The organism is Lachnoanaerobaculum saburreum DSM 3986, from assembly GCF_000185385.1.
Taxonomy (GTDB): Bacteria; Bacillota; Clostridia; order Lachnospirales; family Lachnospiraceae; genus Lachnoanaerobaculum; species Lachnoanaerobaculum saburreum.
The window spans coordinates 1653554-1662866 of record NZ_GL622296.1; the positions used below are offsets into that span (position 1 = coordinate 1653554).

The 9313-nt window shown below is 32.8% G+C and carries 8 protein-coding genes; all 8 read left to right on the forward strand.

The genetic code is table 11. The annotated features are described in order from the left end of the window. Positions 1–298, forward strand: a 298-nt coding sequence (locus HMPREF0381_RS07665; RefSeq protein WP_040461780.1) for a hypothetical protein, incomplete at its 5' end; no start/stop codon positions are given. 26 nt (positions 299–324) lie between these two features. Beyond that, entirely contained in the window at positions 325–1065 is a 741-nt protein-coding gene (gene cas6, locus HMPREF0381_RS07670) for a CRISPR-associated endoribonuclease Cas6 (protein WP_008751381.1), read from the forward strand. A gap of 50 nt (positions 1066–1115) precedes the next feature. Next, positions 1116–2732 carry a hypothetical protein gene (locus tag HMPREF0381_RS07675; protein WP_008751382.1) on the forward strand — a complete coding sequence of 539 codons (1617 nt, stop codon included), beginning with the start codon at positions 1116–1118 and terminating at the stop codon, positions 2730–2732. Between the two features lie 3 nt (positions 2733–2735). Further along, positions 2736–5183 (forward strand): RAMP superfamily CRISPR-associated protein, encoded by a 2448-nt coding sequence (locus HMPREF0381_RS07680; protein ID WP_008751383.1) that lies wholly within the window; start codon positions 2736–2738, stop codon positions 5181–5183. Then, complete coding sequence (locus HMPREF0381_RS07685; protein ID WP_008751384.1) at positions 5180–6466, forward strand: RAMP superfamily CRISPR-associated protein; 1287 nt, start codon at positions 5180–5182, stop codon at positions 6464–6466. Before HMPREF0381_RS07680 ends, HMPREF0381_RS07685 begins: the two co-directional genes overlap by 4 nt. A gap of 1 nt (position 6467) precedes the next feature. After that, the gene (csx19, locus tag HMPREF0381_RS07690; RefSeq protein WP_008751385.1) at positions 6468–7037 is read left to right on the forward strand and encodes a type III-D CRISPR-associated protein Csx19; all 570 of its coding nucleotides are present in this window, start codon (positions 6468–6470) and stop codon (positions 7035–7037) included. Continuing rightward, positions 7030–8988, forward strand: a complete 1959-nt coding sequence (locus HMPREF0381_RS07695; RefSeq protein WP_008751386.1) for a TIGR03986 family type III CRISPR-associated RAMP protein — start codon at positions 7030–7032, stop codon at positions 8986–8988. Before csx19 ends, HMPREF0381_RS07695 begins: the two co-directional genes overlap by 8 nt. Positions 8989–9121: 133 nt before the next feature. Next, entirely contained in the window at positions 9122–9202 is an 81-nt protein-coding gene (locus HMPREF0381_RS15905) for a hypothetical protein (RefSeq protein ID WP_242824446.1), read from the forward strand. Positions 9203–9313 lie beyond the last annotated feature (111 nt).

Below are 9313 nucleotides of genomic sequence, written 5' to 3' on the forward strand. Positions count from 1 at the left end.
AAGTACATATGGAGACATTAAGGAGATTCCTTTTCCAGCTGTAGACCCGACTTACACGGAAGAACAGTTAGACGCCATGGCAAATGAGTATAAAGAAAAGATATTAGAGCTTAATGACAAAGTAGTACTTTTACAGGGAGAGTTTACTCTATCATTCAGATTGGTAAATCTTTTGAAAAAAGAAGGTTTGGACGTAGTTGCAGCTTGCAGTAAACGCAATGTCAAAGAGTGGAAAGATGATGAAGGAAAATACCATAAAGAAATGCTGTTTGAATTTGTGCAGTTTAGAAGATATTAAATAAAAAAGCTTATAAAGGAGCAGACATGGAATTTAAACTATATTTTCAGTCCGACACTCCACTTGTATTGCCTCTTTCATATCACCATATTCTACAGGGATTCATTTATAAAAGATTGTCTGAATATCCTGAATTCTCAGATTTTCTGCATAATAAGGGATTTCAAACTGAAGGACAGAGTTTCAAACTCTTTGTATTTAGCTTGTTGAAAGGTCATTTTCAAGTGTCGGGTTCTAAAATAAAATTTGACAATGTTATAGAGTGGGAGGTACGAAGCCCTGTTCCGCTTTTCTGTGAGGTATTTGCGCAGGCATTGGAAAATGAAGAAGTATTTGAACTGGCAGGACAGAGAATCTTTTTGATTCGCTATGAAATTACCAATACCAAGATATTGGATGAAGAGATGGAAATCAGAATGCTGTCACCTGTTTGTGTAGATATTGCATATCGTGAAGGAGAGAAAACAAAGACAAATTATCTTGAACCGACAGATCCGTACTTTAACTACTACTTAACAAAGAACTTTCAAAGGAAATTTCAATCTGTAGTAGGAGAAAGTAACAGCACAGGAATCTTTTTGCTTCCACATAAGGACTTTAATGTGACTGGAAATAAATATGTGACAAAATTCGGAGGTGAAATATTTATAACGGCTTGGAAAGGAAGTTTTACATTAAAGTCGGATATAGAAAGCTTGCAGTTTTTATTTGATACAGGTTTGGGGTCAAGGAACTCTCAGGGATTTGGGATGTTTGAGCAGATCTGATGAAAGTGTGTTTTCTAGGGAATCAGGTGATATAAAAGGGGAATACTAATATGGAAAATAAATATGTTTTAGCTATGTATGATATTCGTGGAAAGCAGGAATTTATATATAGAAGTGGGAAAATAAAAGAAATTATGGGGGCATCTTGGATAATTCGAGACTTGTTTAAAGACTATTTATATGATGCGGCAATTGAGTACAGAAATATAATTTTAAAAAAATATTTGACAGAGGATGTCGACCGTAGGAAACCTGACGTTCAGGCCATTAAGGGATATGATCCTAACAAAGAGACATTGGATAAGTTTTCTTTTGAAGAGTTTGAAACAAACATGAAATCCGAACAATATATTGGAGAAATTGTTTATGATGGCGGAGGAAACTTTATTCTACTTTTTAAGAGTAAGGAAGTAGCGGTTGGAGTTACAGAGATTTTTACAAAGAAGGTTTTGAAGAATACAGGTTCTCTTCGTGTGCTTTGTACATACATTGAAGATATAAATCCGGATTGTTATCAGAGTGCAGGTGATAAATCCGGGGATTATGACAGACTATATGAAAAGCATAGGCTTACAGAGGGCAGTGTATTGGTCTCTATTCCATATGGGACACTTCCTATTGTTCAGACAGATCCCGGAACAGGTAATCCGTTAACTGCCTATTATATCAATACACCAAATGAAAGTGGATATATAAAATTATCTTTAGAAAATCAGGCAAAGAGAACGAAGTACGAAACAGAGTATTCAAATTTTGATGAGAATGATAAAAAAATACTTGATGAAATTGTTGAGGAAACAAGGGGTGAAGACAGTATGTTGGCGGTCTTCTATATTGACGGTAACAATATGGGAGCCAAAGTACAAGAATGCTTGAAAGAAGTTGGAACAACATATGATGATTGTGTAAATAGGCTAAGAGAATTTTCTAAAGAAATTCAGAAGAATTTTGTTGACGATAGATTAAATAAATTATTTAAGGTAAAAAGAAGACAGGTCATTGGTGCAGGAGATGAAATTACAGTTATTTGCAGAGCTGATGAGTCCTACGCTGTGATTAAGGAGTATTTAGAAGATTTACCTTATCCATACTCTTCATGTGCAGGAGTTGCCGTTTTTCATAGCCATGCTCCGTTCTCCGATGCATATAGAATTGCTGAAGCATGTTGTGAAAATTGCAAAAGATACATGAAAAAACATGGATTTACCGATATGAACCTTATAGACTTTGAATATCTGCAGGGTGGCATAGGATTGGAGCTTGAGGATATACGTAGAGATAATGGAGATTTGGATAATTCAAGACCGTGGAGAGTAGAAAGAAAAGTTAACAAGAAAGAAACAGATGTGAAAGATGAACAGGTAGTATCTGTTGCTTTTGTAGAACGAGTGAATAAAATACTTTCTTTATTTGGAAAAAGTAATGTAAAAGGATTGCTTATTCCGTCACTACTATCTGAGGATGCTATGAAAACAGATATTCGACGTATACTGGCACATAGTTCTAAAGAGAAAAAGCAGCAGATTTTAGATGAAATCAAAGAGCTGTCAGGTAAAAATGACAATGATATGAGAGAAAATGATGTGATAAATTTCTTCGTTGAAAATTGCAAGTTGGTAAAAGATTTGATTCGAGTTTACGATATAAATTTTGGAAAGGGGATATAATTTATGAGTAAAAAGAAAAATAGTTCTTCTAAAAATAAATCTTCATCTAATAAAAAGAAAAATGAAGTTGGTACAACAAATAATACCGAATGGAATTGTGGAGAGTTTGAGATAACTTTACAATCAGATATATGCATTGGCAATGGATACGCATTTTTTGGAACTATTGATACTGATGTGGTATATGACAGAAACGGTTTACCATTTTTACCGGCAAGACGTTTAAAGGGTGTGCTAAGAGAAAGTGCAGAATTCTTATATCAGGTTAAATTGTTAAAAGAAGTTGAAGGGAATTCTATAGAGGATATTTTTGGATATTCAAATTCTCAAAACAGTAATGGAATCCAAGTTGGAAACGGATATATAAATAATTGGAATGAAATTAGTGAAAATTTAGATAAACTTAAAAAAGAAAATATACTTGAGGAACTATTGTCTAAAGAGAAGATTTTGGATTTATTTACTTCAGTGAAGGCACAAACAAGAATCAAAGACGGCGTGGCATATGATAATTCTTTGCGATTTATTAGGGTAATCAATCAATATTCAGTAATGGAACAGAGAAAAGATAAACCGTTAAAGTTTACTGCAGGAATTCGCTATAAAAAGAGTTGGAAAGAGAATTTGGAAAAAATAGCCAAAGCTACCAGAAATATAGGTATAAACAGAAATAGAGGCCTAGGGAGTGTGACTTGTGTATTCAAGTCTAAATCCGATGATGTTCATGTATTTAATGGCAGCTTTTCAGACAGAGTGGAAACTATAAAAGTTTTTTTACAAAATATAGATCCGTTAATTATCTCAGGTGGAGATAAGAACGATACATTATCATTTATTCCGGGAAGAACTTTTGCAGGTGCTCTGGCAGGGACATATTTATCAAATGCCGGTACAAGTGCGAAAGATGATGTTTTTTTTGACTTATTTTTAAACGGAAAAACAAAATTTTCAAACTTTACAATATCTGTTGGAAATAAAAGTTACTACCCGGCTCCATATTTTTTAAATAAACTAAAAAAGACAGGTGTCTATGTAAATACCTTGCAATATTCGGATAAGATTTCTTTTTCCAATGATTCTAATCTTAATACGGGAAACGGTAATCAGCCTAAGAAAATGAAGGGAAAGTATGCCAATATTTGTATAGGTGAAGACGAAAGCATTTGTGTAGAGGAAATAGAACCGAACAAAAGAGTTATTTTCCATCATAGAAGGGGAGATGATAAATTGCTGTACTCTCAGACAGCATTAGAATCCGGACAAGTATTTGCCGGTACTATTTCATACCCTAAAGAACATTACAGAACATTATATAATTTGCTCAAGAATACAAGGCTAATACTGGGAAAGTCAAGAACAGTTCAGTATGGAAAATGCCAAATTATAAATATAAATGATAAGTATAAGAGCGAAAACAAGAAGATTGAAATAAATGCGGGAGATGTGATTTATATTTCTTTGGCATCTCCGGGGGTATTTCAATGTGAGTCAGGAATAATGGTAGATCCGGAAAAAGTTTATTATCAGATAGCAAATGAATTAGGATTTGATAAGATAATTGAAGAGCCAAAAGACGGGAAAATTATGGATGGTGATACTAGCTGTCCGTATTGTATTGTAGAGGAATATATTGTTCACGGATACCAAAGTGTATGGAATTTACCGAGAGCCGTAATGCCTTGTATTCAATCCGGGTCAGTTTTTGTATATAAGATCCGTAAGGATGCACAGCAAAATAAGGGGCAGACACTTCCATATGAAATAGATAAATCATGGGTTGGAAAGCGTAATCATGAGGGATATGGAGAAATTCAGATGTTTTGCAGTAAAAAAATTCCTTATGATATACAAGGTATAGATAAAAAAAAGCAAGATCAAAATGAAGAGAATAATCCTTCAACACAAAACATAAATATACCTGATATAATTCGACCTATGTTGTCTAGTATCTGCCAAAAGGAGTTGTATGGATGTATTATGTCAGGACTTCTGGATAAGGTAACAGAAAGAAAATTTGATATGTCTCCATCTACTTTAGGTAGAATTACTCTAATGCTTACAGAAAGTATAGAGCAAAATGTAGAAAGGATAAACTCTTTTAAGAAGTTTTGGGATAAAGTGAATTCGATAAAGGGGGAAAAGGGGAAAAAGGAAATAACAGATCTGTTACAAATGTATTTTTGTAATAAAGAAGGAACATTAGATAGTGAAAAAATTCTAAAATGTACAAGTAATAAAGAAGAAAAGTACATGGGAAAAGTGATGGAAATATTGTCTGTTTGTCAGACTGAAAGAAATATAAATGCAGAAAATAACGATAAAAAAGTCAAAGAAATAGTAAAGTCATTTTGGGGAGAGCTTTTGATGGAGGTTTTGACTAATCAAAAATACCTAAATAAGTTTTCAGAAGGTTCTATAAATACAGATTTGAAGGAGGGAGATAAGTTATGAAAGACATGTTAAAAAAACAATATCTAAAAATAGAGTTTACACTTCTTTCTCCTTTAAGCATAGGAAATGGTAAAAATGAAAAGACAGATCAGGATATAGTACTTAACTCAAGAGGAATACCTTATATTCCCGGAAGTGCTGTTGCAGGTGTATTTCGTGATGCATGTAAAAAAGTAATGGGTGATGAATGGACGCAGAGGTATTTTGGAAATATAAGAGATAATGGTAATGAAGCGATAACGGAAAGCCAATTTAGAGTGTATGATGCTTATATACAGTCAGAAGAGTATTTTGTATCAAGAAGAGACGGGGTAGCTTTGGATGATTATAAATATGGAATACCGGGAGCTAAGTTTGATAGAGAAATATTGGAAAGCGGCATAATTTTCAGAACATTTATAGAAAGAGATATGGATACAAATGAATCAGAAGAAGATGATGCTTTTAATAAGTTGGCAGAGGTGTTGCATAATATTCCTATCTTTTTTGGAAGTAAGATTAGTAGAGGATATGGTAGAGTAGGAAATTTCAAGATTTTCAAAAAAGAATTTTCTTTTAATACAAATCAGGGAAGCAGTTGGCTGGACTTTGATATGTACAAAGATAATTGTTGGAAAAGAAGCTTGGAGATATCAAAAAGTGATAAAGATTTTTTAAGAAATAAAAAGATTACACTTGAACTGGCTTTACAAGGCGGTATTTCAGTTCGTCAGTATACTACAGAAATCAAGGAAGGTGTAGAGCAAGTTCCTGATATGAAACAGCTTATAATACGTCAAAAAAATGAAACGGGTGATATTGAGGAAGTTCCTGTAATTCCGGGAACAACTTGGGCAGGTGCTATTGGACATAGAATGAAATTATTTTACCCAAATGTGATTAAGTACTTTGGAAAAGGTGGAGAAGATGGGAAAATACGTTCAAAAATTTTCTTTTCGGAAAGTCAGCTAAAAAACTCTGTATCTAAAGTTATTTCAAGAAATGCAATTGACCGTTTCACCGGAAGTACAGTAGACGGTGCATTATTTACTGAGCAAATCTACTATGGCGGTACAACTGTTTTGGAGATTTATTTTGATTTATATAAAGAGATAGATTTAGATTTTGTAAAGTCTCTTGCAGTAGCTCTTTCCGATCTTCACGAAGGACTTTTAGCTATAGGTGGAGGTACCTCTATTGGAAGAGGAATCTTTAAAGTAATAAAAGTTAATGGTTCGGAATTTTTTGGTAATGGAAGTGAACTGTATAAAAATATATTAGCTTATTGCAAAGTGGAGGAATAATATGTTGGAAGTAAAGTCTTTAGTTGACTTTTTGAATATAAATAAAGATTTTAGAGGTTATGCTTTGATACAATGTACGGATTGTTATACAGTATTAGAGTTGCCGGTTTCAGATATAGATATATATGAAAATACAGATGGCTATAAAGCATTAAAATTGTCAGCTAAAGACATAGATATATCTGAAAATAAGTTATTAGAAATCAGAATTTTTAATGAAGATGAAGAGAGAAGATTATTTCGTCTGGATCTTCAAGATGAATTCTGCTACTATGTGATAAATGATGCTAATTTAAAACCGGAGATAGATTATTTTGATCAACAACAAATTTTAGATATTGATACGACAAAAAAGTTAGAAGGTAACTGTGTCAGATCAACAGGAGGGGGAGTGTATACTATACCTAAATCAGTTTTTGGAGATGACTTAGGGAAGGCTGCTATAATAATTCGGCATTATTTTGGTGTAACACCAATAGGTCAAGCTTATATAAAAGATTTTCGCTGCGTTAAATTTAGTGTTGCTGAGACATTAGATTGGTCAAACATTTCAGGAGGTAAAGATGCCTAGATATGAATTTTCTAAAGAAAAGTTTGTAATAAATCCATATACTTTTGTAAGGAGTAAAAAAGATGTAAAACGCTTCAAAGAAATTGAGGAGAATAGAAAGCTTCATACAGGAGTTATATCTTGTAAATTAATTGTAAAAACACCACTTCTTATTCCTGATGTGGAAAAAGCTACAGGACTTATAGATGATGAAAATGTTGAATATCCATTTATGAGTATAGGTAATTCTGAGAATATCAGGTATATAATTCCAGGAAGTTCTTTAAGAGGACCTATCAGAAGTACATATGAAGCATTGACAAACTCATGTTTTGTTACAGCGAGATCTTCTCAAAATATTTCTACAAGGACAAAGGCACCATTTGAACCTGGACTACTGATGCGGGTTGATAATAAACTTGTGTTAAAGCCTGCCAGAGCGTACCTATTTAAAGTAGGAGATTATAAAAGTAATATCAATGATGATAATAATAATGTTTGGTGTATTGCTACTCAGGAAGAACTTAGGAGGAAATATAGATATGGAGACACAATATATTTTGAAGGAAGAACTTCTCAAAATGGCAAGTATTTTGTGAAGAAAATTGTTAAAAAGTCAGATATTCCGGAGGACAGGCTTGAATCAGAACTTGAATACGGTACTGAGTATAATAGTATAGATAATGAATCCTCTGAAAACAATAGTGATAATAATAACGAAGTCACACTTAAGCAAGGTTATATGTATATCGGTGAGTATATAAGTAAAAAAAGACATGAAAGTATTTTTATTGATAAAGAAGAGCCGAATATTTTAAGTGAAAATTTAGATTTGGCTTATCAAAAATTAAAAGAAACAATAAAAATATATCAAAATGAAAAAATCAATAAGAATTTGACTAAGGATCAAGATGGAATATTTCATCATGGATATGATCAAGTTGATTTTGAAAGCTTTGAAAATGGCAAGATTGAGGCTTTGCCGGTATGGTATAAAAAAATCAAACAAGATGAAACCAAGCAAGATAGGGTATATTTGTCTTTTGCCGGTATAGGGCGTTATAATTATGAAAAAGGTATGGATGAACTTTTGGGAGAAAGACAACCTTGTACAAGCAGAGATAATCTTTGTCCCGCATGCCAAATATTTGGTGTAACAGGAAAAAATGAGGAAAAGGGAATTGCAAGTCGTGTGCGTTTTTCGGATATAATTATAGATGAAGATATAGAATTTAAGAAATATTCATTATCTCCATTACGTAGTCCACATCCATCTTACCTTCCGTTTTATGCTATTACAAGTGATTATAATCAAGGGTATGATGCAGAAGGAAGTGATATACGAGGTAGAAAATTTTATTGGCATCACGCTTCTGAAAATGCAGATATGAATAATGCTGATGCAAAAATAAATGGTATTAAATCAGGGACGTTTTCCTTTTCTGTATATTATGAAGACTTGACAAAAACTCAGTTAGAGCATGTATTATGGCTGTTGTGTTTAGGTGAAAATGAAGAAGACGGAAAGTATTGTTTCAAAATAGGTCATGGAAAGCCTTTAGGATATGGCAGCGTCAAAATTATAGTGGATGGGTATAAAGAAAGAACAGTAAAAGATGGAAATTATGTTTTATGCTCAAATAGCCGAAGTGATGTTAATAATAAAGTGGCTAAGGTAGATCTATTTAAAAATGCCCCTGATTTAAAACATGTCTTAAACTTCAATACACTAAATAAAAAAGAGGTATCTTATCCTTATGTATTGGACGGTGAAGGTAAACGAAGCAGCGATCCGAATGACGTAAATATGTCTTCAGCAAAATGGTTTTCTGAAAATATGAAGCTTGGAGGCAAGGAAGCCACAGTATTATATGAGTTGTCTTATCCTACAGATATATCTACAGGAAATGACAATGAAAGTGATTTAAACAATAAAATTGCTTTTCCTGTGCTAAAAAAGACCGGAGAATAATATAAAAATCTATTTCAGATTTGAAGAGATTAAAGAAATAGAAAGAGAGGTGTTTTGAATAAACATACTTGATGCAGTTTAGGATTGAACGGGATTTAAAATTGATGCTGAAGATATTTGCAATCAGTTTGGAATTGATTTATCAACAGTTCCCAGAATGTGTCTTAAACAAATGGTCATACAAAAAGGTATACCTTTTTCAGTACATTTATAAAATCAGAGATATTACTCTTTTGAAAGTGATATAAATGATTTGAAAAGTAAGAGTATAAAAAATAACTATGAGAAAGGATTTGGAATAGACATTAGGGGAATAAACGAAGAA